Origin of the sequence: Pyrococcus yayanosii CH1, from assembly GCF_000215995.1 — an archaeon.
In the GTDB taxonomy this organism is placed as follows: domain Archaea; phylum Methanobacteriota_B; class Thermococci; order Thermococcales; family Thermococcaceae; genus Pyrococcus; species Pyrococcus yayanosii.
The window spans coordinates 104212-131040 of sequence record NC_015680.1 but is presented as its reverse complement, the minus strand read 5'-3'; the positions used below and the strand labels follow the sequence as shown (position 1 = coordinate 131040).

The following is a 26829-nucleotide window of genomic DNA, read 5'->3' as shown; positions in this document are numbered from 1 at the left end:
CATCACCCATAAATCTCCCTAAGCCTCTCTATGGCTGACTTTGTCCAGATGGTCAGCCTACCCGGGTGGGTTCCAGGGGCCAGGTGTTCTATGCCGAGGTTGTCGACCACAACAACGTCAACACCTGGGTGGTTGCGGGCCCCGAAGACTATGCCCTCGTTCTTGGCGACGACGATGAGCGGCCCCTTTGCCTTCTTGTAGCGCCTGCCACGCATCTTACCCTTGCCCGCCCTAACGCCGCTCTTCTCCTTTGCCCTCATTATATCATCCCAGATGCCAAGCTTCTTAAATATCTCCCTTGTTTCTCTCGTCTTGCTGACTTTCTCGAGCTCGTCAACGACAACAAGTGGTATCTGCGGAACGTTGTCGATTATGTGACCCCTGGCCTTGACAAGGTCGTAGTTGGCCGTTGCCGCTATGGCGCTCATTATAGCAAGCCTGCGCTCCTTCTTGTTGATGTTCTCCCAAATTATCTTCTCCACCTTTGGTGGGTGGGTTCTCCTTCCACCCCTGGCGAAGGGCACGAAGGCGGCATACCTCGGTGGGGTCTTGAGGCGCTCGACTCTCGCCATCCCATGGCCCTTACCGATATTCTCAGTGACCCTCCTCTTACCAGCCATTGGGTCCCTGCCCTGGGGCTGAATCCTGTGGGTCCAAGATGCTATGACCGCCCTCCTTATGAGATCGGGCCTGAAGGGGGTTTCAAAGACCTTAGGAAGCTCTATCTCCTCGACAGGCTCGCCGTTGAGGTCGAAAACCTTAACCTTCATTCTAACCCACCTCACTGCTTGGACTCAACACTCACGTAGGTTATCTGGGGCCTCTGAACGGGCGGCTTCTTCTTGGGTGGCCTTATGGCAGGCCTGACCCTGATTATCCTCTTGATAGCACCGGGGACGCTCCCCGCTATCATCATGAAGTCGCTCCTCACTATACCGTAGTGGGGGAAGCCTCCCTTCGGAGTTATTTCAATCTCGTTGCCGTCAAGTACAAGCTTGCCGTTCTCCCCTATAGCTATGAGCCTCTTGTTGAGCTCGGTCCTGTGGTGGAAGCCCATCTGACCAGCCATAGGAACCGTCCACATTACCCTGGCCGGATGCCAGGGACCTATGGATGCCACCTTTCTCCTGCCCTTGCTGTCCTTATGAGCCCTGAGCTTGACGCCCCACCTCTTTATGACGCCCTGGGTACCCTTGCCCTTAGTGACCGCTATGACGTCAAGGAGCTCGCCCTCCTTGAGGACGTCCTTAACACGGAGCTCCTTTCCAAGCCGCTCCTTTATATAGTTGAACTTCTCCTCGACGCTTGTTCCACCTATAGCGTATTCCATGACCTCGGGTTTCTTCTTGAGCTTGATTATCCAAGGCTGAGTGCTCACGAGGGCCCTAACCTCAACGATCTCACCTTCCTTGATGAGATCTTCGAGCTCGCCAAGCTTCTGCTGGAAGTCGTCCTCAGTGTAGTTCTTCGGAAGCGTAGCTATCCTCCTGCGAAGGAGTTCATAGAAAGTCTTCTGCTTGCCCTTCTTGGTGACGTAGTTGTCGAGGGTAAAGTCCGGAACTATGACCTCCGTGGCCGTTTCAAGGCCAAGATATCCCTGCCTGTAGGCCCTTACGCCGAAGACTCGCAGCGGTGGTGTCTCAACTATGGTAACTGGCATGAATATCTCCTTGCCGTTTGTGAGCCCCGGCTCGTCATCTATCATGAGTATGTGGGTCATTCCTGCCTTGTAGCCCGCAAAGCCAAGCATTCTGACCTCGGTCTCCTTGGGCCAACTCCTAATCCTGGGCACTATGCTCTTTGCCCTCTTCCTTGGGGTGAATCCGAGTGAACCCCTCCTTGGTCTGTGAACCTTTCCCATCTCAATCCCCCCTCATGAGATTCAACACGGCCAGCGTCGCCAGCACGGCTTCCTCCGTTCTAACTGTCTTCGTCTTTTGACCTGGTATCGTGTTGAGGATTACATCGAACTCGTAATCCTCATTGAACTCCCTCAATATCTCCATTACACCCCTCCTCGGGGAGCCGAACACTATCCCGACATCTCCTTCCAGGGTCACATCGGCCCTCCTCACGTCAACTCCCTTACGGGAGGTCGCGATGACCACGTCAAGGTTGGCCTTTTTAAGCGTTTTCGCCAGCGTCATCCTAGTGAGATGCACCTTGTAACCCCAGTATCCTTCTGGCTTAGTCGGGACCACACGGAGGGGCTTCACCGAAATAACTTTGAAAGTTCCTCGACCCTCCTGTGCAACCCCCTTCACGAGGGCTGGCCTGTCAAGGCCTATGTCCGCAAACAGCTTTTTGCCCTTCCTGTAGGCAAAGCCTTCCCTGATTTCTCCTATCCTTGGTGACTCCTTAGGCTTATGGCTGGGTATCTGGAGAGGCGGCATGACGCCCGCATACCTCAGCTCGGGCATCAGCGGGAACAGTCTCTTGCGGAGGTACTGGGGCGTTTCGGCGTATTCGAGGAGTGTTTTTATGAAGCGGCCATCTCTTCCGCCCGCCCTGTATATCCAGATGTGCTCGACGCCGAATATCGCCGCTGCCCTTGCTATCTGACCAACTTTGTAGGCCCTGAGCTTTGGGTCGTGAGTTTCCTCGAGGAGCGAGTCAGGGATAAAGACGTGCCAGGTAATCCCCGCCATCCGCAGCTCCCTCTTACCCGGAAGGCTGTGGTGGTGTTTCAGTGGACGATTTAAAAGGCTTTCGAAGGTTTCCACCCTTCTTGATTTTGATGTTGTGAAAAATTTTTGCAAAGATACGTCTTCACCCCGAATTTGAGAAGAGAAATCCAAAAGAAAACTCCTTTATCACTTCCCCTTCACTAGAACCTTCAGGAGGTCAAAGTCCCTTATCAGGCCAACGAGCTCGCCCTCTCCCCTTATAACGGGGAGCTGCTCTATATGATATTTAGCCATCTTCTTGGCAACCTCGTAAACGGTCATATGAGGAGTTGCTATTATCAGTTCCCTCGTCATGATATCCTCGACGGGCTTGTTGGGAAGCTGCAGCTCGAACTTCTCGAAGAGGAGGGTCGGGTGACTCTCGAGTATCCAGTCCTCCTCACTCGAAGCAGACAAAGAGGTGCTCTTCATGACCCTCACTATCTCGCTGTCCTTGAGAAGATCCGTTTCATCGACTATCCCCACCAGATTACCATTATCATCCACAACGGGCAGGGCCATGGCATTCGAGAGCAGGAGGGCCTTGAGGGTAGCTTTAAGGGGTGTTCCCTTCCATACTATGCTCACGTGCCTCTGGTAGTAGGGCTCTATTTCAACCTCCTTGTATTTCTCATTCTTGGCAAGGTAGCGCCTTATTATGTCCCCGACCGTAAGGATGCCTATTGGCTTGTCCTCATTATCAACCACGACGACCCTTCTGTAGTCATGCTCGAGCATGAGCCTCGCAGCCTTCTTGAGGTCGTCGTCTGGCTTGACGGTGGGCACGTCCCTCTTAACAAGCATCGCTAGCTGTTCCTCATCAGGATGCAGGAGAACACTCTTGATGCTCACTATCCCAACCAGCTTTCCTTCCCTGTTGACTACCGGAAAGCTCCTAACCTTGTGCTTTTTGAATAAATCTAGGGCATAGTTTCTTGTCGCCGGAAGGGTGATGACGGCGGGGTTAGGGGTCATTATCGTCTTTACTTTCACACATACCACCGGTTATCATAGCCAGCCCAGTCCATATTTAAGGCTTTCTGGAGAGAAATGTTCAATGAACTAGACAAAATTTTCCAAGACCGTGCAGCCCAAAATATTAATGTGAGTTAAGAGTCATTCCCTCGATATTTTTATGTCGGAAGGCGTTATTATCAGTTTTATCTCACACTTGGAGATCTTCGCGACATCCCCTCCAAGAGCCTGGGCCATGCCCTTTATCTGCTCCGCAACCTTTGCCAGAATCTCTGTTTTCGACTCCAGAGGTGTTAAGTCAGCTATCACGATGTTGCCAGCCTGAAGCTCAGACGATATCTTCTCAAGGTCGGCGTAGCTTGTAACGACTATCTTCTTGATGTACCTTGTCTGAGGCTTGACGAGCTCTCTCGCAATGGCATCCTCCTCAAGTGGTACGAGCTCGACATCTGGAGTCTTCCCCTTGACATCCTTTCTTATAGACGCCACAGGCTTTCTTTGAGCTTCCCCCTTCTTTAGCTTGTCAAAGAGCCCCACTTCCATCACCTCTACTTCTTCCACTAGACGATTGCTAATCTATCTGAGGGCAGCTCCTTTATATTTCTTTAGGTATCAACCAAAGAGGACTTCTTTCCACACTTTCCTCACGGCTTCCACGTACTCTTCAGGTGTGGCTATTAGAACAACCCATCTCGGAGTTTGACGTCTTTTTATCGCCCCAGCAAGTGGGGTTACCCTAGTTATGGGCTCAACCCTTCCATCGTCAAGAAGAACGCCTATTCCAGCCTGTTTTATCCTAGGCTCGCTCGATATAAGCTCCGCAGTTGAGAACTCCAGGATTATTTCTCCCTCTTTGGCCCCAACTCTGTCCGCAAGCTCCTTTTCAACTTCTCTACGCTTTCTAACGCTTCTATATATTGAGTAAAGAATCCTCTTTTCTTCCCCCGTTAGGTCTTCTGGACCTGCCACGACCGCCGCCTTATAGAGCCTGCGCCTTCTCAGGCGCGCCACTATCTCCGAAGGATATCCCTCAAGGTCTTCAAGCTCCACCATAAGCCTGCAGTCTGTCATCTTCCAGAAGTCCCAGAGCAAGCCCTCCTCAAGAGCGAACTCAAGGGCTCTTGTAAGCATGCCTTCGGCTATCTTAACCGTGTGGTGGAAATATACACGGGAGTACATAAGCGAACGGGCGACGAGCATCCCCTCGACCGCCTCGACGCCCTTTTCATCCACCACCAGTTCGCCCTCATGAATCTTTAAAACCATTAACAGCCTCTCCAAGTCTATTATTCCATGGGCAACGCCTGTATAGTGGGCGTCCCTGGCAAGGTAATCGAGCTGGTCTACATCGACGTCCCCGTGGATCATCATTCCAAGATAACGCTTCTCGTGTGTCCCGAAGATTAATTCTCCAATCTCCCGGGGTTCGAAGCCGAGCCCTTTTATGAGGTCTGGAATCTCCCCCCCTTCTACTATCTCGACTTTCCCCTCAACTATCGCTCTGGTCAAGGACATATGGTCGTGTCCCTTTGCATACTCCCTGTATATGGACTCGAAGGTATGGCTGAAGGGTCCGTGACCAACGTCATGGAGAAGGGCGGCTAGCTGAACTAGGAGGGCCTCTTCTTGAGGGAGTTCTAGCTCAACCGCCAGTTTCCTCGCGAGGTGCCACGTGCCAAGGGAGTGTTCAAACCTCGTATGGTTTGCCCCAGGATAGACTAGGTAAGCAAGACCCAGCTGTCTTATGTACCTCAACCTCTGAAATTCCGGCGTCTCGACGAATCTCATAAATACCTCGGGAATTTTCATGCTCCCGTGAACGGCGTCATGGATAATCTTTCCGTCCGACAACGGAGACACCCGAAGGTATTCCTACACCCGACTTAATAAGGTTTGGAGGGATCGATGTGCTCAGGGATATCCTCAGAATGGAGAGGGGTGTCATAATGATTACCGGGGACGCCAAAAGAATAACCAAGATTCTCGTTGACAACTGGACAGGAAGGGGAATAGTGTTCCTGGCCGAGGAGCTCCCCTTCACCCCTGAGATTCCCGAGATGGTCTACATAGGGAGACCATCCGAAGGTTTCGGCGGCTACCTGCTCGTTGACGTTCTGAAAAAGGGCAAGATGGAAAGGAAAGGTATATACGAATGGATAAACGCCGTTAGAGATATGGCCATTGTTGTGCTCTATGAACGAGCCTATTATCTTGACTCAGTTCTTAGGCACGGAATCTCAAAGTTTCTCGACTATTTACTTGCATACAAAAGAGAAACAGTCGGATTTGAACTTCTAACAGTCTACAAGTTTGAAAATGGCAAGATCGTTGATAGGAAGCGTTACGTTCGAAAGAGATAAGTAAAAAATTTTTTAGTATTGGAAATTATCCAAGCCTCTATAACCGGAAGTCCCGAGAGAAGTCAACTCCTCTCGGCGAGAATGTTAAGATAGCTTAGCAGATGCGCCAAAACTATCGCCAAAACGCCCCAATTCCGAAAAGTTTATATATCCCCTCTTTCAAAAAATAGAATGCAAAACCCCTACAAATAGGGGATTTGGAGGTGATAAAGATGGCCGAGCTTCCAATTGCCCCAGTTGACAGGCTTATAAGGAAGGCCGGTGCTGAGAGGGTTAGCGAGGAGGCTGCCAAGATCCTAGCCGAGTACCTCGAGGAGTACGCTATTGAGATCTCCAAGAAGGCCGTCGAGTTTGCCAGGCACGCCGGCAGGAAGACCGTCAAGGCAGAGGACATCAAGCTTGCCATAAAGGCCTGATGTCCCTTTTCTTTTGTGTAACTTTTCTCGCCAAACCTTAAAAACTTCCCACCAAAGGGTTTCTAGGTGAGGGTATGAGGTTTTATGAAACCCAAGAGGAGCCTCCAGACATTAAAGAAAGGCTTCACCGCGTTGGAATTACCAATCTCAGGACCGTGGCAAAAATAAATTGGAAGGGGAGGGTCTACACGTTCATTCCGACCTTTGAAGTTACAATAGACGTTCCTGAGGACAAAAAGGGCATTCATATGAGCCGCCTCGTCGAGAGCATAACCGAGGCCATGAGCGAAGCCGTCGAGGAAGAGGTCATGCTCTCTCACACCTCCCTCGAGGAGCTCGCTCTCGCCGTGATAAGGCGGATTGAGAAAAAGCACAGGCACAGAAGAGCGGAGGTCTGGATAAGGACACACCTGATACTGGAGAAGACGACGCCTGCAAGCGGGCGGACGAGCCTTGAACCCTATGATGTCGAAGTCGGCGTAATCAAGGAGTATGAAAAGCTCGAGAAGGTCCTTAGGGTGACAGTTATCGGAAATACTGTCTGCCCCCACGCAATGGCCAACAACGATGGGAGAACCCACATTCAGAGGGCCGTTGCTACTCTCGAAGTTAGAACGGACTTTGGGGAAGACATCACCTTGGAAGACATGATAGAGGTCGTCGAGAGCTCATTTAGCTCCCCCACCTACACACTACTCAAGACGATGGACGAGAACGCTGTGGTTCAGAAGATGTATGAGAATCCTAAGTTCGTGGAGGATGTTGCCAGGGAGATTCTAGCAAAGGCCAAGGAACGCTTCAGGGGAAAGATTCACGTCAAGGTGACAAGCCACGAGAGCATACATAAACACGACGTTATAGCGGAAACCTGGGCATTGGTTTGAGTTCTTCCCTGTCCCTCAGCTTTTTCAGACAGGAGTTGCAGTAGGTGGGCGGCCTTGAATCCCACTCCTGAACGTCGGAGGGAGGGTTCATGACACATCTGTTTCTGCAGTGATCTAGACCGTAGAGATGGCCTATTTCATGGAGAACCCCCTTGAAGACACGCTCCACGAAGAGGAACCTGTTTTCAGACTGGAAGGGCTTCATGGAGAGTACCATGACGTGGTAGTTGGCCACAGTCACCTGGAGGCCGAGGTACTTCTTGTAGAAATCAAGATGAGGGTCGCGGGAGCCGACGGGATAAGTTGTTAAGCCGAATATCTTCGTAAGGCTCTCATCGTGAACACTCTCTTTCATCTCCACAAGCTTGCCGTAGAGGGCCTCCACCACGGCCTCAAAGGAGTACATCTTAACATACCCTTCCGAGGTCTCTACCCTCGCCAGAGTACCAGGGGGAAGGGGTATTCGACCAACATAAATAGGGACAATAGCGAGTCCAACGTCCCTGAAGTACCTTCTCACTCTATCGTAGACTTCAAAAAATACGTCAGAGAACTCCTCACCCCCCATGTAGGCGAAGGCTATTCTATCCATACGGCCCTTGAAAGAGGGGATCAAGTATATAAATTTTCTTTTCGGAGAAAAGGTGGGGGTGATCACGTGAAGCCAAAGGTTCTTGCAATACTTTTCCTCATGTACTTTGTAGTGGGGCTTGCCATTGTCCTTAGGCAAAACCCTTGGTTCTCCTTCACCGAGAATGCTCTAAGTGACATGGGATCGGTCAAAAATCCAGTCGGCTGGATGTTCAACGGCTTTGTAATGGGGCTGGGAGTACTGGGAATTATTACTGCCCTCGCCCTCGAAAGAAAACTGTTGGCCCTTTCAATGGCCTTCCTGTTTCTCGTAGGAGTATTCCCCGAGGAGACAGAACCTCATGGCCCAGTGGCTGTTCTGTTCTACCTACTAGCCTTAACGGATATGGGGCTTTACGGTGGAATCTGGAGGATTATTTCAGTGGCCACACTATTGGGAATGCTCGTCCTCATGAGGGTCTTTGATGGGCTCGCAATCCCAGAGCTCCTCGGAGCAAGCTCGATACTCTCTTATATTCTCTGGCTGGGGATGAGAAAATGAGAGTTGTAGCTCTCCTCAGCTCGGGCATAGACTCACCTGTCGCCATTCACCTCATGGCCAGCAGGGGTGCGGAGGTTTTCCCGCTCCACTTCAGACAAGATGAAATCAAAGAGAGTAAGGTTAGGAGGCTGGTGGGAAGACTCAGAGAAATCCACGGAGAGCTCGTCAAGGAACCGAAAATCGTGGACGCCTTCGAGGTTCAGGAGCCTGTCTTTGACAGACTAAGGGAGATTGGAAAGGAAAAGTGGACGTGCGTCTTCTGCAAGTACATCATGTACATCATTGCGGAAGGTTATGCAAGAAGAATAGGGGCAAAGGCTATAGTAACGGGCGACTCCCTGGGACAAGTTGCCAGCCAGACTCTCGATAACCTGATGGTTATAAGCTCGGCGACATCCCTTCCCGTCATCCGACCCCTTATAGGGCTTGACAAGGAAGAGATAGTCCAAATAGCTAAGGAAATTGGGACGTTTGACATAAGCACCGAGGAGGAGCCCGGATGCCCCTTCGTTCCCAAGTTCCCAGTGGTTAGGGCAAGCCCCAGCCAGTTTAAGAAAATCCTTGAGGAAGTTAAGGACAAACTGCCGAGGGGCTATCCATGAAGCCCTTAAAGCTGGCTACCTCTCTCCTCTTTCTCAACGGATTATTGCTCCTTTACTATGCCCACTCCCTTGGTTCAAGAGCGTATTTGGCTTTTAGCCTTTTCAGCATAGGCTTGGCCTTGGGTTTGCTCTGGGAGAGCAGAAAAGCCGTGAAGGTAGCTCTCATTTACGCCGCTTCCGAGTTCTTTTTCGCTTTGCTCTTCCTTATGGCGGGCAATGTGCTGTCGGCGATTGATGCCGGAATAAGCCTCCTCATAATTCACGACATCATCGGATACATCGAGAAACGGGAGCAAAACTGCAGGGCGTGAAGCAAAAATGAATAGAAAAGGAGTCAGGCCCGTTCCTTCAGTATTATCCTAGCATCCACGATGACGGCACCTTTCCCCTTCTCATAAACAAAGACGGGGTTGAGGTCCATTTCCTTAATGTAGTCCTTCAGCTCGTCCACGAGCTGGCTGACCTTAAGGAGCATGTCAACTATAGCCTCTATGTCGGCGGGCTCCTCACCACGAGCTCCTGCAAGAATTGGATAACCCTTTATTTCGCTGATCATCTTCCTGGCGTCCTTTTCGGTTATGGGCACGAGCCTGAAGGTCACGTCCTTGAGTATTTCAACGAAAATGCCACCAAGACCGAACATTATCGCGTGGCCGAACTGCGGATCCTCGGTGACGCCGATGATTATTTCCCTGCCTGGCCTGAGCATAGGGGCTATAAGAACGCCAAGTATCTCAGCATCTGGCCTATACTTCCTCGCGTTCTCATGGATGAGAGCCCACTTCTCCTTGAGCTCCTCAGGACTCTTTACGTTGAGCATGACAACCTTCGCGTCGCTCTTGTGGAGTATCTGGGGGGACATGAGCTTCATGACAACGGGATAGCCTATTTCCTCAGCGTACTTGAGGGCCTCGTCGAGGGTCTTGGCGAGCTTCTCCTCGGGAACTGGAAGACCATAGGCCTTGAGCACCTGCTTGGCCTCGTACTCAACCATGGCGGTCCTCCCGGACTTTAAAACCTCCTCAATAACCCCAAGGGCCTCCTCCCTCATTCGGCATTCCCCCTCTCAAGATACTTCGCGTATTGAACGAGGGCCGCAAGGGCCCTAACACCCCTTTCAGGCGTCGGATAAACGGGAACACCCTTCTCTTCGAGCATCCTGGCGTAGCGATCCGTCTTCTTACCGCCCATGGCTACGGCAACTATGGGCTTGTCGCTCTTTCTAGCGTAGTCCGCTATTATCTCTATGACTTCCTCCTCGTTCAGGAGCGGGACCTGGAAGAGGACTATGACGAGTATTGCGTCAACGTTCGGATCCTTGACGAAGGCCTCGAGGGCCAGCCTGTAACGCCCCGCGTCCGTATCCCCGACGACATCTGTCGGATTTCCGACGACGGCGTGCGGCGGGAACTTCTCCTTGAGGAACTTGAGCGTCTCTTCGCTAAGCTCCGCTAGCCTAAGGCCGAACTTGGCGACGGCGTCACTTGCCATAACCCCAGCACCACCGCCATCCGTTATTATGCCTATCCTGTCCCCCTTGGGAAGCTTGCACTTGGCGAAGGCCTTGGCTAGGTCAAACATGTGCTCGAAGTCTTCAGCCCTGATTATTCCGGTTTGCTTGAAGACCGCATCATAGATAACATCCTGCCCAGCGAGAGAGCCAGTATGCGACGAGGCAGCTTTAGCACCGTACTCCGTGCGGCCGCTCTTGAGAGCTATGACCGGCTTAACCTTGGTGACCTTCTTGGCGGCCTCCATGAACTTCCTGCCGTCCTTCACACCCTCAATGTAGAAGGTCATGACCTTTATCTGATCATCGTGCATGAAGTACTCCATAATGTCGGCGTCATCAACGTCGAGCTTGTTACCGTAGCTGACCATCTTGCCAATGCCTATCCCGGCCATTGCCGCCCAGTCAAGCATTGCAGCCGCAAATGCACCGCTCTGACTGATGAAGGCTATCGGCCCACTTTTTGGTCTGTCCATCTTCTCCTCGGGCAGGAAGACGGTATCGACGCCAGTATCTGGAGCGTAAACACCGACGCAGTTGGGGCCAATTACCCTAATGCCATTGGCCTTCGCTATCTCCAGTATCTCACGCTCCATCCTCTTGCCCTCTTCGCCAAGCTCTCCAAAGCCGCCAGTGATGATTATCACGGCCTTTATGCCCTTCTTCGCTATCTCCCTCATGGTGTCGGGGACGAAAGGGGCGGGTATCGCTATTACGGCAAGGTCAGTATCATCCGGCAACTCCTCCACGCTGTGATATACCTTGTATCCATCGATTTCATCGAGCTTCGGGTTCACCGGGTATATGTTGCCCTTGAATATCCCGCGCTCCTTGTTCCGCTTGAAGTTCTCAAAGATGACGTTACCGACTTTACCCTTCTTGTTGGTCGCCCCAATGATTGCGACGGCCCTCGGCTCAAAAAAGGGCTTCAACTCCTGAACTATGCGATCGTTCTCCATGGAGCATCACCTTCATCCAAAATTGGGCCCTTTCGTGAAATTTCTGTCAAGTTAAAATGGGGAGAGCTGTATAAAAGTTTTATGGGGGTGAAATGGTTGCATCGACAATAAGGTTTTAAGACCGGGAATTCGAGGGGCTAACCATTAAGGAGGGAGGAAAAATGACGAAGTTCATATTCGTGACCGGCGGTGTCGTGAGTGGGCTCGGAAAGGGAATAACGAGCGCTTCCATAGGGCTCTTAATGAAAGCCCGCGGCTTCAAGACGACGAACATCAAGATAGACCCCTACATCAACTACGACGCTGGAACGATGAACCCTTACCAGCACGGCGAGGTCTTCGTCCTCGACGACGGCGGTGAAGTTGACCTCGACCTCGGGAACTACGAGCGCTTCCTCGACACCAGCTTGAGCTTCGACCACAACATAACGACCGGAAAGATATATTCCGCCGTCATCGAGAAGGAGAGGAAGGGTGAATACCTCGGCGCCACCGTCCAGGTCATCCCACACATAACTGACGAGATCAAGTCAAGGATAAGGGCAATAGCAAAGGACTACGACGTAGTCGTGGTAGAGATAGGTGGAACTGTCGGTGACATCGAGAGCATGCCCTTCCTCGAGGCTGCGAGGCAAATGCAGCTGGAAGAGGGAAGGGATAAAGTCGCCTTCGTCCACGTCACCTACGTGCCGAAGCTCAGGGTCGTAGGAGAGCAGAAGACCAAGCCGACCCAGCACAGCGTCAAAGAGCTCCGCTCCCTCGGAATCCAGCCCGACGCGATAGTGGCCCGCTCCGAGGATCCACTCGAGGAGGAAGCCCGCAAAAAGATCAGTCTCTTCACCAACGTCCCCGAGGAGGCAGTGATCAGCGCCTACGACGTCGAGGACACTTACGAGGTTCCTCTGCTCCTTGAAAGGGAGGGCCTCGGCCGTTACCTCACGAGGAGGCTTGGCCTTCCAGAGAGAGAGCCTGACCTGAGGGCCTGGGAGAAGATGGTCGCGAGATACAAGGCCCTCAAGGAGAGCGTTGAGATAGCGGTCGTCGGCAAGTACGTCAAGCTCCCCGATTCGTACCTCAGTATAAAGGAGGCCCTGAAGCATGCGAGCGTGAGCAATGACGTGAAGGTTAAGATTAGATGGGTTGAAGCTGAAGACGTCGAGAAACACGGAACGAAACTCCTTGAAGGGGTCGATGGCATAATCGTCCCCGGCGGCTTCGGTGCCCGCGGTACAGAGGGTAAGATAATGGCCATAAGGTATGCAAGAGAGAACGACATCCCATTCTTGGGCATATGCTTCGGCTTCCAGCTGACCGTTGTGGAATTCGCCAGAAACGTCCTCGGCCTGAAGGGGGCACATTCAACCGAGATAGACCCACAAACACCCTATCCCGTTGTCGACTTGATGCCTGAGCAGAGAAACCTTGACAGGCTCGGCGGCACGATGAGGCTCGGCGCATACCCCGTGAAGATAAAGTCCGGCACCTTAGCCCACAACCTCTATGGGAAGGAACTAGTTTACGAGAGGCACAGACACCGGTGGGAAGTGAATCCCGACTACATAGAGGAGCTCGAGAGGGCAGGGCTCGTGTTCAGCGGAGTCGCCGGCGATGACGAGAGGAGGATGGAGATACTGGAGCTCCCGGACAAGAGGTACTTCATAGCAACCCAGTTCCACCCAGAGTTCAAGTCGAGACCCATGAAGCCTGCCCCAGTATTCCACGGGCTCGTAAGGGCGGCCAAGGAGTTCAAGAGGGAGAAGGTGGACGTGTGACGGGGAATGCTCCTCACGAGGCATGCCAAGGAGAGGATTGCCAAGAGGCTTGCGAAGAAGAGAAGCCTTTCTCACATCTATTCTTCCCTCTGGGCCTTTCTGGAGCGAGCCGTCAGGATTGAGATTGCAGAGGGCGTCGTGGCATTCACGGACGGCAGGAAGACCCTCGTTTGCGTTCCCCTTGATTGCGAGAGGCTGAGTAGAGGCGAGATACTCGAAAAGGTTAGGGGAGTTGGTGTTTACGAGTGCATCTTCCCGGAGGGGAGACTGGCTAAGCTCACGAGGCCGGAGAAGTTCCTCGAAAGCGTTCCTCCTGGTGAGTACTACTTCTACATGAATGATGAGAAAAAGGTCCTCTACGTTGGCAAGAGGAGGCCCCTGCTGGCCATAACTTTCAGGCCGGCAAAGAGGGACGAGAGGCTCTTCTACATCTGGGCCTGAGGGACAATGTAGATGTCGCCAAATGGCTCCTCCTGAACTAGTTCGACCTTGCCCATGTTGGCGAGAAAGAGTAGGTAAAGGAACGTCCTGGCTATCACCTTTGGACTCGGGTCAAAGACGAGGTCCCAGAAGAGAATCGGCTTCCCCGTCTCCTCATAGAGCTTTTTGACTATTTCATAGAGCCTGTTCACGTGCTTCTCAATGTCCACGCGGAAGTCATCCACGACGAATATCTCCTCCTCTATCTCGACCTTCTTCTTTTTCTTCGGCTTCCTCCTCTCGGCCTCTTCGAGGGCGTCCATAAGGGCCTCTATGAGGTCCTCCAGCGTGTAGTAACGCTCAACCCTTCGGAGAGGCGGAACGAGGGGGTCAACCTCAACCCTTATGCGCTCCTCCTCGGGCTCCTTCTCTTCCTCATCCTCCCTCAGCAGGGCCTCGCTCTTCATTCTCACAAGTATCGACGCCGCTAGGATTGCCCTCGCCGAAACCCTAAGGTCAAGCTCCTGCATCTCTTTGAGCCTTTGAATGTACTTTTCCGTCAAGTCCACTATGTCTATGTTCCAAGGATCCACCTTGCCCATCTGGACCAGCTGGAGGAGGATGTCAATTGGTGTTACCTCGGGCTCGAACCTGGATTCCATTCAAATCACCCGCCAATCGTTGCCTCATTTCTCTTCTTGGCCTCCTCAAGTATCTTCATGGCCTTCTCAAGGCTCAGCGAGACGACCCTTGAAACGCCGTCCCTCATAGATACGCCTATTATCTTGTCCGCGTTGGCCATCATGACATCGCGGAGCGTTATGACTATGAACTGGCTCTCCCTGGAAGACTCCTTTATGAGGTCAGCAACCCTCTTCACGTTCGCGTCATCGAGGTGGGCGTCTATCTCGTCGAAGAGGTAGAAGGGGGCAGGCTTGAACCTTTGGATTGCAAAGATGAAGGCCAGGGCCGTTAAGGCCTTCTCGCCACCGCTCATGGCCTCAATCCTCTTGACGTCCTTTCCGGCCGGCTTAGCCTCGATTTCAAGGCCGCCAGAGAAGGGATCTTCCGGGTTTTCGAGGATTAGGCGGGCGCTCCCTCCTGGCGAGAGTTTGGCAAAGAGCTCCGAAAAGTTCTTCGCTATGGCCTCCAGCGTCCTCATGAAAACGTTCTTCTTCTCCTTCTCAATCTCGTTTATGAACTCGATGATGCTCTCCTTCTCTGCCTCAAGCTTCTCCCTTTTACTCTTGAGTTCCAGGTAACGCCTCTCGACGACCTCGAAGTCCTCTATCGCCTTCATGTTTACCGGCTCAAGGGCCTTTATTTCAGCCTCCATGTCTTCTATCTCCTTTCTCAGGACCTCCAAGTCTAGGGACACTTCCTTCACCGACCTTATGAGGGCCGCGTCGAAGTGCTTCAGCTCTCTCCTCTTCTCCTCAAGCTGGATCCTCAGCTGGGCGCTCTTGACTTTGATTGTGTTCTCCTCTATCTGGAGGGTCTGGAGCCTGTTCCTGAGCTCCTCCTTCTCCTTCCTTAGGGCAGTTATCTCTTCCTCAAGGGTCCTCCTCCTAGCTCTCAGCTCCTTAATCTTACCCTTCATCTTTTCCTCTTCAATCTCAAGCTCCCTTAGCTCCTCCTCAAGCCTCTTGAGGGCTTCCTCGTTTTCCCTGATGTTCTCCTTCAGGGCATTTATCCTGTTGACGAGCCCCTCTATTTCCTCCTCGAGGGCTGCCTTTCTCGGCAGGAGCTCCTCATCGAGCTTGGATTCAAGGCCCTCAAGCTTGCCCTCGACCCTGCTGAGCTCCTCCCTTAGGGCCGCTATTTCCTTTTCAACAGCCCTGATTTTTTCGGTGAGCTCTCTCGCCTCGGGATTCTCCAAGGCTTTCTTCAGCTTGTCCCTCTTCCTCTCTAGCCTCTCGATTCTGCCGCGGAGCTTCGCCAGCTCACCTCTCTCCCTCTCTATCAGGGTGTCGAGTTCGTTTATTCTTCTCTTAGCTACCTCGATTTCCTCCCTAACGGCTCTTTCCTCGGCTAAAACCTTCTCGAGGTCCTTCCTCGCCAACTCCAGCTCCTTCTCAAGGTCAGAAAGCTTTATCCTAAGCTCGAAGCTCTGGCTCTCAAGGGCCCTCAGCTCGACCCTCAGGGCGTTCACCCTCCCCTCAAGGGCCTCCCTTCTCGCCTTTAGGGCATCAACCTTCGCTTTAAGCTCCTTCGTGTCAACCCTAAGTCCCCTCGGCCTGTAATAGCCTCCCGTTATTGCACCGCTCTTTTCGAAAAGCTCACCTTCCAGCGTGACCATCCTGACCTTTCCTATGTACGGCCTTGCCTCCTCCATATTCTCCACGACGACGGTGTCTCCGAGGGCAAACTTGACGGCGGGCTCGAAGCGGGGGTCGTACTCGACGAGATCAGCTGCCCTCACGCCCACCTCTGCCTCCACGCTCCTCGGCCTAATCTTGTTTAGGGGTAAGAATGTCAGACGGCCCAGCCTGTTTGCCTTTAGGAACTTTATCGCCTCTTCCGCGACCTTCTCGTCGTCCACAACCACGTGATCGGCCCGATTTCCAAGGGCGACCTCTATGGCAACGGCGTGTCTCTCGTCCTTCACCTTTATGAGCTCGGCAAGGGCCCCGTGGATTCCAGGAATGCCAGCACTCTTCAGCGCCTCGACGGCCCGATTTCCCCTCACCTCGCTTTGAGCCTCGGCCCTTATGAGCTCTTTCTCAGCCTTCTCAAGTTCCTCCTTTACCTTTTCGAGCTCTTTAACGGCCTTCTCTAGCTCACCCTCCGCCCTAATCCTCTTGGAGGTTATCGAGGAGAGCCGACGTTCAAGCTCGCTAATCTCGGCCCTCTTCTCTTCGACTAGCCGCCTGAGATTCTCGGCCCTCTCCCTCAGGCCAGGAAGCCTCGCCTCTCCCGTGAGGATTTCCGCTTTCAGCCTCTCCTTCTCCTCCTCGGCCCTCTTTATCCTTGCCTCTCCTTCGTATAGAGACTTGCGAGCTTCCTCAAGCTCCTTTACGACGGTGTCGAACTCCTCCCTGGCGACCGCGAACGTCCTGTCTATCTCGCCAAGCCTCACCACGAGGGCGTTTCTCTCCTCCTCCCTAGCCCTTATCTCCTCGATGAGCTTCTCTTTCCTCTTGCCCCACCTAACTATAGCTCCCTTAGTCTTTTCTATCTCCTCGAGCGTCTTCCTGAGCTCGTCCTTAGCCCTTATGAGCCTCATCTGGCTATCCTCTATTTCCCTCTTCGCGAGCTCCACGTTCCTCTTTGCGAGCTCCATCTTCGACCTTACGTCCCCAATCCTCCTCGTTACCTCGATGACACCCTCCCCTCCTTCTCTCTCCAGCTCCTCCTCAAGCTTTCTCAGCTCCTTCTCCTTCTCAACGATTGCCCTCGCAAGCTCTTCAAGCCTGACCTCAATTTTCCGAGCTTCCTCCTCTATCTCGGCCCTCTTCCGCTCTCCCTCATCTATCATGGATTCAAGGCGCTTTATCTCGCCGAGAAGAAGCGCCACCCTCGCCCTCTCGAGCCTCTCCTTCAGGTCAAGGTAGCGAAGGGCGTCGTTCCTCTCCTTCTCAAGCTTGTCCAGTTGCTTTTTAACCTCCTTTATGAGTAAGTCGACACGAGCTAGGTTCTCCTCGGCCTGCTTCAGCTCTTCGAGGGCCTTCTCCTTCTTGGCGTCGTACTCGGCTATGCCGGAAATCTCATCTATCAGCTGACGCCTTTCAAGGGGGCTCATCTTGATGAACTTAGTTATATCCCCCTGGAGCACGAGGTTGTAGCCCTCAGGAGAAATCATGGCGGCGCTGAGAAGGTCGAGTATTTCACTCCTCGTTGCCCTCCTGCCGTTTAGCCAGTAGGCGCTCCTGCCGTCCGGGTAAACACGCCTCTTAATCACCACCTCATCCTCATCTATTGGGAAGCCCCTGTCCTCGTTATTGAAATATATCGCAACCTCGGCGTATTTGGCAGGTGGCTCCCCTTTGCTGCCCGCAAAGATTAGGTCGCTTATCCTTGTAGCCCTCATGGCCTTAGCAGAGAGGCCGCCGAGAACGAAGAGAATTGCATCGCCGATGTTGCTCTTTCCGGAGCCGTTCGCCCCCACTATCGCCGTAAAGCCCTTTGAGAAGGGAATCACGACCTTCCTGTTCCCATATGATTTGAAGCCCTTGAGTTCAAGCTTCTCTATATAAGGCATGGGGCACCCCTATCCTCGGGGCGGGGAGCCGAGGTATATATAACTTGTGGGACTATTCACTAACGGCTGGAAAACTATTGGATGGCCCAGAGCGGTAGAAAAAATTTCAGGACAAGGTAGGCATTGATATAGTCACCCGAGAACCGGCTGGCGTTGTAATCTATAGCCCCCACTTGACAACAAGATGAAAAGGGAGATTAGGATATCACTTCAGCATCCCCTCAAGCTTCTCAACTAGGCCTATGCTCCTCTTAACGTCGGCGAAGTATTCCCTGGCTTTCTCAACATGCTTCTTCTCCACGCGCTTGCCGCCGGCAATTATGCTGGCCGGTGCAAGAAGCTGGACTGCATAGCGAAGACTTGTCTTCTCGCCGAGCTCCGCTAGATACTCGAGGGCATCCTCGCTGAGCTCCACACCCTCTTCCCTGGCCCTTATCTTGACTATCTCCCTGATCTCCTCCTTCTTGTAAGGTTCAGTGTTTATTATCAGCAGTCTGTCGAGCATGTCGAGCGGTATGCCGTGCGGCGCTTCAATGTCCGTGCCTCTTATTTTCGCCACGCCTCTGTTCGTCGCGAGGATAAGTATCGGAGCTAGCTCGCCTTCCATCGCCCTCGCGAGGAAGGAGAAGGCCTCTATGTCCAGCATGTGGCACTCGTCTATGAAGAGGACACCTGGAACGAGCGTGGCCTTGCCCTCCTCAACCCACTGCTTAACCATCTGATCGACCCTTTCCCTTATCTCGTCGTTTATCTCAAGGCCGCCACCGAAGAGCAGGCTGAATATCCCTCCAGCCCTCGCGTTCACGATGTCGAGGTCATGGAGCGTAACCGTGTAAGTGAACTCCTTTATCTTGAGCACGGGGCCGCTCGGGAGCTCCACCTTCCTCCTGAAGAAGAGACCTTCCTCCTCCTTCGTGGTTCCAACCTTGGACACCCTGCCCGTTTCGGCGTCTATCTGGATAACGTCGCCTTCCTCGACACTCAGCTCAAGGAGCTGATAGGCGATTTCACGGCCAGCTCTTATCGTCTTCCTATCGTCCTTCGTTCTGAGCGTTATTATAACGCTCTCCGGTATCTCAACGTAGGGGTTGAAGGGGTGCCTCGTCTTCCTCAGCTCTATCTTCTCGACGGCACCCTCGTAAACCTTCTTCTCCTCACTTATCCTAACGCCTATCGCCCTCCTCAGGGATTGCTTCAAGAACTCCGTCTTCTTGACCTCCGCGGAGTAAATTTCACTCCCGCTTATCTGGACGAAGGGAACGTCCTCTCCAAGCTCCTTCGCTATGCCCATGGCTATCGCGGTCTTACCGCTCCCTGTAGGTCCAACGAGGAGTATTCCCTTACCGGCCAGCTTCCCCTGCTTTATGAGCTTCACGGCTATCCCGGCGGCCTCCCTTGCCCTTATTTGACCAACCATTCCGTCCCCTATGAACCTCGCCCTTCCGTTTTCGTCGAGGCCGAGGCCTTTTATGTGAGAGTGGCTCCCGACGCGCTCGAACTTGACTGTCGGAAGCTCCTCTATGACGGCCATCCTCCTCCCTCCGACACTTTTTTACCGTCTGGTTATTAAAATGGGGGCCTTAAAAATGTAACGGAAGGCCTATCTTTGGAGAACTCTACGAGGCTTGGAAGAGATGTTGAAAGTGCCGTCAAAAAGGAGCATTCAAAGTTTAGGGAAATCGAGCTTTAGCGCCCCAGCATCTTGTGAGCCCTGGCCAGATGCTTAGCTGCGATAGCAGCCAAGAGTGAGAGCTCCCCTGCTAAAACGGCCCCCGCGACTATCTCGGCGAACTTCTTGGCGTTGACGCCGGGCGGATCCCCGCCGCCAGCCACACCCATGATACTCAGGGCTTCCCTCTGCGTAGGCACCCTCGTCCCGCCACCAACCGTCCCGATTTCGAGGCTCGGCATCGTGACGCTTATGTAGAGGTCGCCCTCCGGCGTAACTTCGGCGAGCGTTATCCCATGAGCCCCCTCCGTTATCTGGGCCTCGTCCTGCCCTGTGGCGAGGAATATAGCTCCGACTATGTTGGCGAAATGAGCGTTGAAGCCATAGGCCCCGGCCTGGGCCGAGCCCACGAGGTTCTTGAGGTAGTTAACCTCCGCTATCAGCTCGGGCGTCGTCTTTAGCTTCCTCTCAACTATCCCCCTCGGCACAACGGCCTCCGCTATGACCGTCTTTCCGCGCCCGAGGATGAAGTTGACGGCGTTAGGCTTCTTATCGACACAGAGGTTTCCGGAGAGGGCGAGATACCTAACGTCTGGGAAGTGTTCCTCGATGACCTTCATTATCTCCTCGCTCGCTATCGTGACCATGTTCATGCCCATGGCATCGCCCGTTTCGAACTCGAAGCGCATGTAGAGGTTCTTGCCCACTATGAAGGGTTTAACATCGCGGAGCTTGCCATGCCGTGTGACCTTCGAAACGGCCTTCTCTTGGAGGTACTCTATGTTAGCCTTAACCCACTCCGCGACCTCCCTAGCCTTCCTGGCATTAGGACACTTGATGAGCGGTGCCCTAGTCATCTTGTCGTCGAGGAGCGTCGTCACAACGCCCCCTGCCTCCGTCAGGGCGGAACAACCCCTGTTAACCGAAGCCACGAGTGCTCCCTCGGTTGTTGCAAGTGGTATGTAGAAGTCGCCCCTCGCATATTCCCCGTTTATCCTGAGAGGCCCAGCTACGCCCATCGGAATCTGGACGACGCCTATCATGTTCTCTATGTTCCTGCCGATGAGCTCATTGGGGTCTATGGAGTAGTGACCTATATGCTCCAGCTTAACGCCAAGCTTCCTCTCAAGGGCCTTCCTCCTTATCTCAGTCGCGAGCCTCCTGTCACCCTCCGTGTATTTCTCCACCTGATGGAGCTTTATCTCCCCCCGGGCGACCTTCTCTATAAGCTCTTCGATGTCCATAGAATCACCCCTTCGAGCCGAAAATCCACTCCTCTGTAATCTGACCTGCCTCCTTGAAGGCCAGAGAAGCATCGCTATGGGGCTTGTAAACGAGAACAGGGATACCGGCGTTTATGGATTCGGGAACGCTGTCATCGAAGGGTATAACACCAAGGACGGGAACACCTATCTCCTCCTCTATGACCTCGACTATCTTGTCTATAACGTCAGCGGCCTCCCTGACCTTGTTTATCACGACACCCACCTTAAGCCCGTAGCGGTCTCCGAGGGCCTTTAGCTTGAGAACCTCGTTCTCAACCATCGTCTCAAACGAATAAATAGGGGATCGCTCTATTTCGACAACGATTATCTGGTAGTTGGCAGCCTCGAAAGTAGGTAGGGTGTCAAATGGGACGCCGGTAGGTGAATCAACGAATATTAGGGGATACTTGTATCGGAGGTTATCGACAAGATCCCTGAGCCTCTGTCCCGAGATGCCAAGTACGTCTTCCAGTCTCGAACTGCCGGGCATAACGTAGACGCCCGTCTCCTTGTGCCTGTAGATGGCCCACTCAGGATCCATGTTCGGGTCCTTGAGGACGCTGTGAACGGTGTATTTGACATTGTCAAGGGCGAAGTGAAGGCCAAGGTTAGGAAGGTATAGGTCTCCATCTATGGCAAGGACCCTGTAATCTTCTTGAGCAAAGTACGTGCTTATGTTTGCTGTTGTCGTTGTCTTTCCAGCACCCCCCCTTCCTGTAACCACAACAACTGCCATATTTGCACGCCCCTGCCCTTTGCCCGTCCTTAAACGGCCATTTTTCACTTTTGTTCAGTTAGGGATATAAGGTTTTTGTCATACCTAAAGGTTTTTAAATTAACATTGGTCTTTCACCGTTTAGACAGCCATCTAACGTGGAGGTTATGACCGACATAAGGAAGAAGCTATGGCAGCTGGCATGGCCGGCGATAATGGGGAACATAAGTCAGACGCTCCTCAACCTAGTTGATACAATGATTGTGGGCCACGTCAGCGCCGTGGCTGTTGGTGCTGTCGGACTAGGGGGGCAGGTCAGCTGGTTCATGTTCCCAGTCATGATAGCCGTTTCAACGGGAACGCTTGCACTCGTGGCTAGGAGAGTCGGAGAGGGCAACATGGGTGAGGCATCTCATGTCGCCGAGCAGAGCATGTGCCTTGCATTCCTACTCGGCATACCCATCATGCTCTTCGGCTGGTTCCTAGGAGACGACGTCCTCAGGATTATGGGGGCCAAGGGAGAGGTTCTTGAGCTCGGATACGCCTATCTGAAGGTTCTCTTCGCTTTCTATCCGATAAGGTTCATGGGGTTCGCCTTCTTCTCCGCCTTGAGGGGGGCCGGAGACACAAAGACTCCTATGAAGCTGAACATCCTGATGAACCTCGTAAACGCAGTCCTCGACTACCTTCTCGTATTCGGCAAGCTTGGATTTCCTAGGCTAGGACCGGTTGGAGCTGCGTGGGCGTCGGGTGTTGGGATAACGAGCGCCTTCATCGTTGGGATGTTCCTGTTCCTCAGGAAGAAGCTAATCCTCAAGCCAGTCCTTGACCTAAGGCTGAGGTTGGATATAATCGGGAAGGTGCTCCACATTGGCATCCCCACGATGGTCGAGAGGGGCCTCTTCAGCTTCTACAACTTTCTCTACATGAGCATAGTTACTCGCTTCGGAAACATAGCTCTCGCAGCCCACCAGATTGGTCTCCGCGTCGAGAGCATAGCTTACATGCCAGCTTTCGGCTTTAGCATAGCCACTTCCTCGCTGGTCGGTCAGAGCCTTGGAGCCAAGAAGCCCGAACAGGCAGAGGCAGTTGTGAGGGAGGCCCTCAAGATGGTGACGCTCTTCATGAGCGTTATGGCTATCGTGCTCATAGCCTTCCCCCATTACCTCGTCCGTCCCTTCCTCAACCCCTCTGACCCCCACTACTCCGATGTGCTCAGGCTGGCCAGCATATACCTTATAATCGTCGGAATCAGTGAAATCCCTCTCGGCTGGACCTTTGTCTTCAGCGGCGCCCTGAGGGGTGCGGGCGACACCAAGAGCCCCATGTACGTAACGGCGGTGAGCAAGCTCCTCTTCAGAATAGTACCCTCCTACCTCCTTGGCTTTGGGTTCGCCTTTATGGGATTCACTTTCGAGGGGCTCGGCGTCATAGCGGCCTGGCTCGCCATGACCCTTGAGACCTTCACAACGGCCCTACTCTTCTGGTGGGTATTCAGGAAGGGCAGATGGAAGACAATCAAAATTTAAGCCGGCTCCTTCTCAGCTCTTCAATAACTTCTATGAGCTCATCTACGTCCCTTACCTCTTCGAGTACCCTCTTCGGAAGGAGAGGAACCTCGCTCACGACCTCGGCCTTGACGTCCTTCAGAATGAAGAGACCCTCGCTTCCAACTACCTTCGTTATCTCGCCGACGAGCCTTGCCCTCCTAACCGTCGAGCCCGTTTTCCTCTCGTCTATCCCCGTGAGGAGCCTTATGTCCTCTTCCTCCTCTTTAGAAACGGCGTTGAAGGGAGCCCTCTTTATTTTCACGACACCCATTCCTATCCTTCTCAACCTCTCGAAGATCTCTTGCTCAAGCTTCGTCTCGGGCCGCGCCTCCAGCTCTACGTCCTCCAGCCTAGCGGCCAAGATATCTATGGGCTTCGCTATGGGCTCGTCGAATACCTCCTCGAGCCTAATAGCCACCTCAAGACTGACGGAGCCCTCTCCCCTCTCATACTTCTGAAGGCTCTTCCTCGATATCCCGACGAGGTTGGCTAACTCCCCAAGGGTGTATCCATGCTCCTCCCTGAGGCGCCTCAGTCTCTCGCCGTCAATCCTCACGTAGAACCCGCCTCTCTCAGCCATTATCAGCGGAGGCTCGTTCTCCACGAAGAGTGAGTATAAGGTCTCGGGGCTCACGGCGTATACTCCAAACCTCTCGTAGACGACGCCCTCCTCCAGTTCAACGTTCTTCGTTCTGAGGCCCACTAGAAGGGGAGAAGCCTTGAAGAGCTTAGCCAGCTTCTTGAGATCCTCGGCCTGCTCTTCAGTGAAGGCATCTATGTTGACGAGGGTTTTTATGAATAAGAGCAGGAGGTATCTACTGGCCACTAAGTCGAAGCATCCGCCCCGGAAGTTGAACCTCGCGGTCCTGAAACCTGTCCTCCTCAGCACGCCCTCCACAATGTTTATTAGCTTCTCTTTCTCCATCATTTCAAATTCCGACATTCCAGCTTATAAAAACTTCCGAAAGGGATGACTATGATAAGGCAGATAGTGCTTCGTGGAAAGAAGGTTTCCCTAGGCATCCTTCTCAAAGAGGACATTCCCAAGGTATGGCTCTGGTACAATGATAGGGACATTAGAAGATTTCTCTCGTCCCCAGACGCCCTCTTCTACTTCGAGGATGAGATGGAGTGGTATGAAAGGGTCAGGCGAGAAAAGGAGCGACATAGAGTGTTCGGAATATTAGAAAACCGGAGCGACGGCCTTGTTGGAATACTGGGACTCCATGGAATCGACTTCAAGAACGGTTACGCCGAGCTGGGATACTTTCTAGCGAAGGAATTCTGGGGAAAAGGATACGCTACGGAGGCCGTTTCCCTAGCCCTTACGTACGCCTTCGAGTGGATAAACCTCAGGAAAGTCATCGCTCGTGTTTACGCTCCAAACAAGGCATCCATCCGAGTGCTCGAAAAGAATGGCTTCATTCTAGTTGGCAGGCTGAGGGAGCACGTCTACGTCCCCGGCCACGGCTTCGTTGACGTACTCTTCTACGAGAGATTCAGAAACATTTAATACAGCCGATGAAGACATCTTAAACATGGACGTCAAGATAGACCTCGGTGGCATGGGGGTCCTTGTCACGGCATCCTCCCAGGGAATAGGACTAAATGTAGCTCGGGAACTTCTAAAGCGGAACGCAAGGGTCGTGATTAGTTCCAGGAGTGAGGAAAACCTTAAGAGAGCCGCCGAGGAGCTGTCCTCATACGGCGAGGTCCACTATGTAAGGGCAGACCTTAAAGAGAAAGGAGACCTAGAGAAGCTCGTCAAGGAGGCCTGGGAGCTCCTTGATGGCGTGGACGCCCTCGTATGGAACGCGGGAAACGTCCGGTGCGAGCCCTGCCTTCCCCACGAGGCGACATACATGGACTGGTTAGAGGCGGCCCTCCTCCATCTCGTCGCCCCCGGCTACCTAACGACGCTCCTCGTCCAGACGTGGCTTGAACGGAAGAGGAAGGGAGTTCTCGTGTACCTGAGCTCATCCTCTGTCCTAGAACCAATGCCTCCTCTTCTCCTTGCCGACGCAACGAGGGCCGGCCTCGTCCAGCTCGCCAAGGGAGTTTCGAGGGTTTATGGCAGGAAGGGTATAAGGGCCTACACGGTTCTGCTGGGGAGCTTCGACACGCCGGGTGCCCGGGAGAACTTGAGGGCGATAGCCGAGGAAAGAGAAGAACCCTTTGAAGCCGTCTGGGAAAGAGAAGTCCTTGGTAGAACGCCCCTTCACAGAACCGGAAGGTGGGAGGAGCTCGGTTCCCTTGTGGCCTTCCTCTTGAGCGGCGAGGCTGAGTACCTCCTCGGTTCGACAATCCTCATTGACGGCGCCATGACTAGAGCTGTGAACCTTTAGGGGGTCTGAAAGTGATTGAGAGGCTAATCAAACCAGCTTTCGTGCTCATCGAGGCTGAAACAGAAATGGAGAGGAGAGAAATTGAGAAAGAGCTCAGGCGGAAGGGCTTTCACATTGCCGAGCTCTTCGGAGAAGGCTACGAGCTTGAGTCCCTTGTCGAGTCCTTCATAGAGATGACGAGCGGAAAGTTCGTCTACCTGATAAAGGCCAGAGATGGAAAAGTTCTTGCCAGAGGTAGCGAGGCCGGCGTTAGGAGTCTTAAGATAGAAAAGGAGTATATAGTAAGGAGCGAGAAGGCCCTCGTGAACCTCATCTTGATGAAGGAGTCGAGGAACAAAAAAGCCCTTAGAACCGCCGTGCTCATAGGCCTGGCAGCCGTGGTAGGACTTCTCCTGAACAGTGGAGAGGACTTTTCCTGGATTTGGATAGGGGGGACAGCCATAGCTGGAAGCGAGCTGATGAAGGCTCTCGAATACCTCCTGCTAGGTTATCGCGAAAAGGAAAAATCAGAGAAGCCCAAGAAGCGCCGGCGCAAGAACAAGAAAGAGGACAAAAAGGAGAACCGCCACCGCAGAGCCTTTAGAGGATTTCGTAAGCCTTCCAAGCCTCCAGAGGAAGAGAAAGGCGAGCAGCCCTCCGGTGGTCATCCCAGCGAGGAACTTAGCTACTGAGCCCACGCTCCTCACGGCGATGAACCCGAAGACGTATGCTCCAAAAGCTACAACAGTCCCTGCAACGCCCCACCCAAGACTCCTAGCCCTGAAGAGCACGGAGAGAGCATAAACATAAACCGCTCCGACGAGAAAACCGCAAAGGGCGTCAAGCATTCTCACTCACCCTTCATCTTCTCCACCACCCTGATATTTTCTATTCTCGTGAACGGGTACTGGCCGTGCTCATCCTTCTCTACAGCCTTCACCATGTCCCAAATCGTGAGCAGGGCTACAGTTACGCCCGTTAAGGCCTCCATCTCGACGCCCGTCTTGTAATGAGCGCGGACCTCGCACGTGACCTCGATGTAGTCCTCACCGAATTCAAATGTCACGTCGATACCAGTCAGCGGTATTGGGTGACAGAGTGGAATCAGCTCGGGCGTCTTCTTTACAGCTAGGATGGCCGCTATCTGGGCCGCAGCGAGGACGTTGCCCTTCTCCACCTTCCCCTCCCTTATTAGCCTTACAGTCTCGGCCCTCAGCCTTATCCGGCCCTTGGCGATAGCCTTCCTTATGACATCGGGCTTGTGACCGACCTCGACCATCTTGACGCCCCGCTCATCGACATGGGTCAGCTTCATAGTATCACCCAGATATTATCTAAGCTACAAGCTTAAAGCTTAATAAGCTGCCATAACGGCCTTAGGTATAGGAAACATAACCCAGTCCAACTCG

The 26829-nt window shown here is 53.1% G+C and carries 29 protein-coding genes; 13 read left to right on the top strand and 16 right to left on the bottom strand.

The window, feature by feature from the left end; translation table 11 throughout:
• Positions 1 to 2: 2 nt before the first annotated feature.
• The 6 genes from rpl4p to PYCH_RS00630 all read right to left on the bottom strand — a co-directional run bounded on the left by rpl4p (position 3) and on the right by PYCH_RS00630 (position 5492).
• The gene (gene rpl4p / locus PYCH_RS00655) at positions 3 to 770 is read right to left on the bottom strand and encodes a 50S ribosomal protein L4 (protein WP_013904905.1); all 768 of its coding nucleotides are present in this window, start codon (positions 768 to 770) and stop codon (positions 3 to 5) included.
• 11 nt (positions 771 to 781) lie between these two features.
• Positions 782 to 1861, bottom strand: coding sequence for a 50S ribosomal protein L3 (locus PYCH_RS00650; RefSeq protein WP_013904904.1), 1080 nt, complete (start codon positions 1859 to 1861; stop codon positions 782 to 784).
• Between the two features lies 1 nt (position 1862).
• A complete protein-coding gene (locus tag PYCH_RS00645; protein ID WP_048058327.1) occupies positions 1863 to 2639 on the bottom strand; it encodes a putative RNA uridine N3 methyltransferase in 777 nt (258 codons plus the stop codon).
• A gap of 174 nt (positions 2640 to 2813) precedes the next feature.
• Positions 2814 to 3659, bottom strand: a complete 846-nt coding sequence (locus tag PYCH_RS00640) for a CBS domain-containing protein (RefSeq protein ID WP_013904902.1) — start codon at positions 3657 to 3659, stop codon at positions 2814 to 2816.
• A 123-nt stretch (positions 3660 to 3782) separates the two neighbouring features.
• Positions 3783 to 4178 (bottom strand): cell division protein SepF, encoded by a 396-nt coding sequence (gene sepF / locus PYCH_RS00635; RefSeq protein WP_013904901.1) that lies wholly within the window; start codon positions 4176 to 4178, stop codon positions 3783 to 3785.
• A gap of 75 nt (positions 4179 to 4253) precedes the next feature.
• Positions 4254 to 5492 (bottom strand): HD domain-containing protein, encoded by a 1239-nt coding sequence (locus tag PYCH_RS00630; RefSeq protein ID WP_013904900.1) that lies wholly within the window; start codon positions 5490 to 5492, stop codon positions 4254 to 4256.
• A 56-nt stretch (positions 5493 to 5548) separates the two neighbouring features.
• Here PYCH_RS00630 and PYCH_RS00625 point away from each other — a divergent pair, with 56 nt between their 5' ends.
• The 3 genes from PYCH_RS00625 to PYCH_RS00615 all read left to right on the top strand — a co-directional run bounded on the left by PYCH_RS00625 (position 5549) and on the right by PYCH_RS00615 (position 7301).
• Positions 5549 to 6001, top strand: coding sequence for a hypothetical protein (locus PYCH_RS00625; RefSeq protein ID WP_013904899.1), 453 nt, complete (start codon positions 5549 to 5551; stop codon positions 5999 to 6001).
• A gap of 212 nt (positions 6002 to 6213) precedes the next feature.
• Positions 6214 to 6417 carry an archaeal histone HpkA gene (gene hpkA / locus PYCH_RS00620; RefSeq protein ID WP_013904898.1) on the top strand — a complete coding sequence of 68 codons (204 nt, stop codon included), beginning with the start codon at positions 6214 to 6216 and terminating at the stop codon, positions 6415 to 6417.
• 74 nt (positions 6418 to 6491) lie between these two features.
• Positions 6492 to 7301, top strand: a complete 810-nt coding sequence (locus PYCH_RS00615) for a GTP cyclohydrolase IV (RefSeq protein ID WP_013904897.1) — start codon at positions 6492 to 6494, stop codon at positions 7299 to 7301.
• On the opposite strand, the gene PYCH_RS00610 is transcribed toward PYCH_RS00615, so the two are convergent.
• A complete protein-coding gene (locus tag PYCH_RS00610) occupies positions 7273 to 7893 on the bottom strand; it encodes a zinc metalloprotease (RefSeq protein ID WP_013904896.1) in 621 nt (206 codons plus the stop codon). The genes PYCH_RS00615 and PYCH_RS00610 overlap by 29 nt on opposite strands.
• A 66-nt stretch (positions 7894 to 7959) precedes the next feature.
• Between PYCH_RS00610 and PYCH_RS00605 the strand changes: the two genes are divergently transcribed.
• The 3 genes from PYCH_RS00605 to PYCH_RS00595 are packed head-to-tail and all read left to right on the top strand — an operon-like array spanning position 7960 to position 9346.
• On the top strand, positions 7960 to 8433 hold the full coding sequence (locus tag PYCH_RS00605) for a DUF998 domain-containing protein (RefSeq protein WP_013904895.1): 474 nt from the start codon (positions 7960 to 7962) through the stop codon (positions 8431 to 8433).
• Complete coding sequence (locus PYCH_RS00600; RefSeq protein ID WP_013904894.1) at positions 8430 to 9035, top strand: 7-cyano-7-deazaguanine synthase; 606 nt, start codon at positions 8430 to 8432, stop codon at positions 9033 to 9035. Before PYCH_RS00605 ends, PYCH_RS00600 begins: the two co-directional genes overlap by 4 nt.
• The gene (locus PYCH_RS00595) at positions 9032 to 9346 is read left to right on the top strand and encodes a hypothetical protein (RefSeq protein WP_013904893.1); all 315 of its coding nucleotides are present in this window, start codon (positions 9032 to 9034) and stop codon (positions 9344 to 9346) included. Before PYCH_RS00600 ends, PYCH_RS00595 begins: the two co-directional genes overlap by 4 nt.
• A 23-nt stretch (positions 9347 to 9369) precedes the next feature.
• Here PYCH_RS00595 and PYCH_RS00590 read toward each other — a convergent pair whose 3' ends face one another.
• Complete coding sequence (locus tag PYCH_RS00590) at positions 9370 to 10086, bottom strand: acetate--CoA ligase family protein (protein ID WP_013904892.1); 717 nt, start codon at positions 10084 to 10086, stop codon at positions 9370 to 9372.
• Entirely contained in the window at positions 10083 to 11504 is a 1422-nt protein-coding gene (locus PYCH_RS00585) for an acetate--CoA ligase family protein (RefSeq protein ID WP_013904891.1), read from the bottom strand. The genes PYCH_RS00590 and PYCH_RS00585 overlap by 4 nt, the downstream gene beginning before the upstream one ends.
• 161 nt (positions 11505 to 11665) lie before the next feature.
• Between PYCH_RS00585 and pyrG the strand changes: the two genes are divergently transcribed.
• Together pyrG and PYCH_RS00575 are read left to right on the top strand one after the other, a co-directional pair.
• Entirely contained in the window at positions 11666 to 13276 is a 1611-nt protein-coding gene (pyrG, locus tag PYCH_RS00580; protein ID WP_013904890.1) for a glutamine hydrolyzing CTP synthase, read from the top strand.
• Positions 13277 to 13282: 6 nt separating this feature from the next.
• Entirely contained in the window at positions 13283 to 13717 is a 435-nt protein-coding gene (locus PYCH_RS00575) for a hypothetical protein (RefSeq protein ID WP_013904889.1), read from the top strand.
• Here the strand turns inward: PYCH_RS00575 and PYCH_RS00570 are convergent.
• The 5 genes from PYCH_RS00570 to PYCH_RS00550 all read right to left on the bottom strand — a co-directional run bounded on the left by PYCH_RS00570 (position 13702) and on the right by PYCH_RS00550 (position 21567).
• The gene (locus PYCH_RS00570; RefSeq protein WP_013904888.1) at positions 13702 to 14358 is read right to left on the bottom strand and encodes a segregation and condensation protein A; all 657 of its coding nucleotides are present in this window, start codon (positions 14356 to 14358) and stop codon (positions 13702 to 13704) included. The genes PYCH_RS00575 and PYCH_RS00570 overlap by 16 nt on opposite strands.
• 5 nt (positions 14359 to 14363) lie before the next feature.
• A complete protein-coding gene (gene smc / locus PYCH_RS00565; protein ID WP_013904887.1) occupies positions 14364 to 17897 on the bottom strand; it encodes a chromosome segregation protein SMC in 3534 nt (1177 codons plus the stop codon).
• A gap of 205 nt (positions 17898 to 18102) precedes the next feature.
• Positions 18103 to 19428 (bottom strand): RuvB-like helicase, encoded by a 1326-nt coding sequence (locus PYCH_RS00560; protein ID WP_013904886.1) that lies wholly within the window; start codon positions 19426 to 19428, stop codon positions 18103 to 18105.
• Positions 19429 to 19583: 155 nt separating this feature from the next.
• Positions 19584 to 20810 carry a hydroxymethylglutaryl-CoA reductase (NADPH) gene (gene hmgA / locus PYCH_RS00555; protein ID WP_013904885.1) on the bottom strand — a complete coding sequence of 409 codons (1227 nt, stop codon included), beginning with the start codon at positions 20808 to 20810 and terminating at the stop codon, positions 19584 to 19586.
• 4 nt (positions 20811 to 20814) lie between these two features.
• The gene (locus PYCH_RS00550; RefSeq protein WP_013904884.1) at positions 20815 to 21567 is read right to left on the bottom strand and encodes a MinD/ParA family ATP-binding protein; all 753 of its coding nucleotides are present in this window, start codon (positions 21565 to 21567) and stop codon (positions 20815 to 20817) included.
• A gap of 146 nt (positions 21568 to 21713) precedes the next feature.
• On the opposite strand from PYCH_RS00550, the gene PYCH_RS00545 reads away from it, so the two are divergent.
• Positions 21714 to 23075, top strand: coding sequence for an MATE family efflux transporter (locus PYCH_RS00545; protein WP_013904883.1), 1362 nt, complete (start codon positions 21714 to 21716; stop codon positions 23073 to 23075).
• Here PYCH_RS00545 and PYCH_RS00540 read toward each other — a convergent pair.
• Entirely contained in the window at positions 23065 to 24024 is a 960-nt protein-coding gene (locus tag PYCH_RS00540; protein WP_013904882.1) for a transcriptional regulator, read from the bottom strand. The genes PYCH_RS00545 and PYCH_RS00540 overlap by 11 nt on opposite strands.
• Positions 24025 to 24072: 48 nt before the next feature.
• Between PYCH_RS00540 and PYCH_RS00535 the strand changes: the two genes are divergently transcribed.
• From PYCH_RS00535 to PYCH_RS09920, 4 genes are read left to right on the top strand one after another with little or no spacing between them, the layout of a single operon-like run.
• On the top strand, positions 24073 to 24609 hold the full coding sequence (locus PYCH_RS00535; RefSeq protein ID WP_013904881.1) for a GNAT family N-acetyltransferase: 537 nt from the start codon (positions 24073 to 24075) through the stop codon (positions 24607 to 24609).
• 52 nt (positions 24610 to 24661) lie between these two features.
• Positions 24662 to 25441 carry an SDR family oxidoreductase gene (locus PYCH_RS00530; protein ID WP_048058323.1) on the top strand — a complete coding sequence of 260 codons (780 nt, stop codon included), beginning with the start codon at positions 24662 to 24664 and terminating at the stop codon, positions 25439 to 25441.
• A gap of 11 nt (positions 25442 to 25452) precedes the next feature.
• A complete protein-coding gene (locus tag PYCH_RS00525; RefSeq protein ID WP_013904879.1) occupies positions 25453 to 26112 on the top strand; it encodes a hypothetical protein in 660 nt (219 codons plus the stop codon).
• Positions 26081 to 26224, top strand: coding sequence for a hypothetical protein (locus PYCH_RS09920; RefSeq protein ID WP_013904878.1), 144 nt, complete (start codon positions 26081 to 26083; stop codon positions 26222 to 26224). The genes PYCH_RS00525 and PYCH_RS09920 overlap by 32 nt, the downstream gene beginning before the upstream one ends.
• 46 nt (positions 26225 to 26270) lie before the next feature.
• On the opposite strand, the gene moaC is transcribed toward PYCH_RS09920, so the two are convergent.
• Positions 26271 to 26735 carry a cyclic pyranopterin monophosphate synthase MoaC gene (gene moaC / locus PYCH_RS00520; RefSeq protein ID WP_013904877.1) on the bottom strand — a complete coding sequence of 155 codons (465 nt, stop codon included), beginning with the start codon at positions 26733 to 26735 and terminating at the stop codon, positions 26271 to 26273.
• Positions 26736 to 26829: the final 94 nt, after the last annotated feature.

What these genes read in the sequence shown, in the direction of transcription:
- rpl4p (WP_013904905.1), bottom strand. Translation starts at nt 770, where the DNA reads ATGAAGGTTAAGGTTTTCGACCTCAACGGCGAGCCTGTCGAGGAGATA.
- PYCH_RS00650 (WP_013904904.1), bottom strand. Translation starts at nt 1,861, where the DNA reads ATGGGAAAGGTTCACAGACCAAGGAGGGGTTCACTCGGATTCACCCCA.
- hpkA (WP_013904898.1), top strand. Translation starts at nt 6,214, where the DNA reads ATGGCCGAGCTTCCAATTGCCCCAGTTGACAGGCTTATAAGGAAGGCC.
- PYCH_RS00615 (WP_013904897.1), top strand. Translation starts at nt 6,492, where the DNA reads ATGAGGTTTTATGAAACCCAAGAGGAGCCTCCAGACATTAAAGAAAGG.
- PYCH_RS00610 (WP_013904896.1), bottom strand. Translation starts at nt 7,893, where the DNA reads ATGGATAGAATAGCCTTCGCCTACATGGGGGGTGAGGAGTTCTCTGAC.
- PYCH_RS00600 (WP_013904894.1), top strand. Translation starts at nt 8,430, where the DNA reads ATGAGAGTTGTAGCTCTCCTCAGCTCGGGCATAGACTCACCTGTCGCC.
- PYCH_RS00595 (WP_013904893.1), top strand. Translation starts at nt 9,032, where the DNA reads ATGAAGCCCTTAAAGCTGGCTACCTCTCTCCTCTTTCTCAACGGATTA.
- PYCH_RS00590 (WP_013904892.1), bottom strand. Translation starts at nt 10,086, where the DNA reads ATGAGGGAGGAGGCCCTTGGGGTTATTGAGGAGGTTTTAAAGTCCGGG.
- PYCH_RS00585 (WP_013904891.1), bottom strand. Translation starts at nt 11,504, where the DNA reads ATGGAGAACGATCGCATAGTTCAGGAGTTGAAGCCCTTTTTTGAGCCG.
- pyrG (WP_013904890.1), top strand. Translation starts at nt 11,666, where the DNA reads ATGACGAAGTTCATATTCGTGACCGGCGGTGTCGTGAGTGGGCTCGGA.
- PYCH_RS00575 (WP_013904889.1), top strand. Translation starts at nt 13,283, where the DNA reads ATGCTCCTCACGAGGCATGCCAAGGAGAGGATTGCCAAGAGGCTTGCG.
- PYCH_RS00570 (WP_013904888.1), bottom strand. Translation starts at nt 14,358, where the DNA reads ATGGAATCCAGGTTCGAGCCCGAGGTAACACCAATTGACATCCTCCTC.
- smc (WP_013904887.1), bottom strand. Translation starts at nt 17,897, where the DNA reads ATGCCTTATATAGAGAAGCTTGAACTCAAGGGCTTCAAATCATATGGG.
- PYCH_RS00560 (WP_013904886.1), bottom strand. Translation starts at nt 19,428, where the DNA reads ATGGCCGTCATAGAGGAGCTTCCGACAGTCAAGTTCGAGCGCGTCGGG.
- hmgA (WP_013904885.1), bottom strand. Translation starts at nt 20,810, where the DNA reads ATGGACATCGAAGAGCTTATAGAGAAGGTCGCCCGGGGGGAGATAAAG.
- PYCH_RS00550 (WP_013904884.1), bottom strand. Translation starts at nt 21,567, where the DNA reads ATGGCAGTTGTTGTGGTTACAGGAAGGGGGGGTGCTGGAAAGACAACG.
- PYCH_RS00545 (WP_013904883.1), top strand. Translation starts at nt 21,714, where the DNA reads ATGACCGACATAAGGAAGAAGCTATGGCAGCTGGCATGGCCGGCGATA.
- PYCH_RS00540 (WP_013904882.1), bottom strand. Translation starts at nt 24,024, where the DNA reads ATGATGGAGAAAGAGAAGCTAATAAACATTGTGGAGGGCGTGCTGAGG.
- PYCH_RS00535 (WP_013904881.1), top strand. Translation starts at nt 24,073, where the DNA reads ATGATAAGGCAGATAGTGCTTCGTGGAAAGAAGGTTTCCCTAGGCATC.
- PYCH_RS00530 (WP_048058323.1), top strand. Translation starts at nt 24,662, where the DNA reads ATGGGGGTCCTTGTCACGGCATCCTCCCAGGGAATAGGACTAAATGTA.
- moaC (WP_013904877.1), bottom strand. Translation starts at nt 26,735, where the DNA reads ATGAAGCTGACCCATGTCGATGAGCGGGGCGTCAAGATGGTCGAGGTC.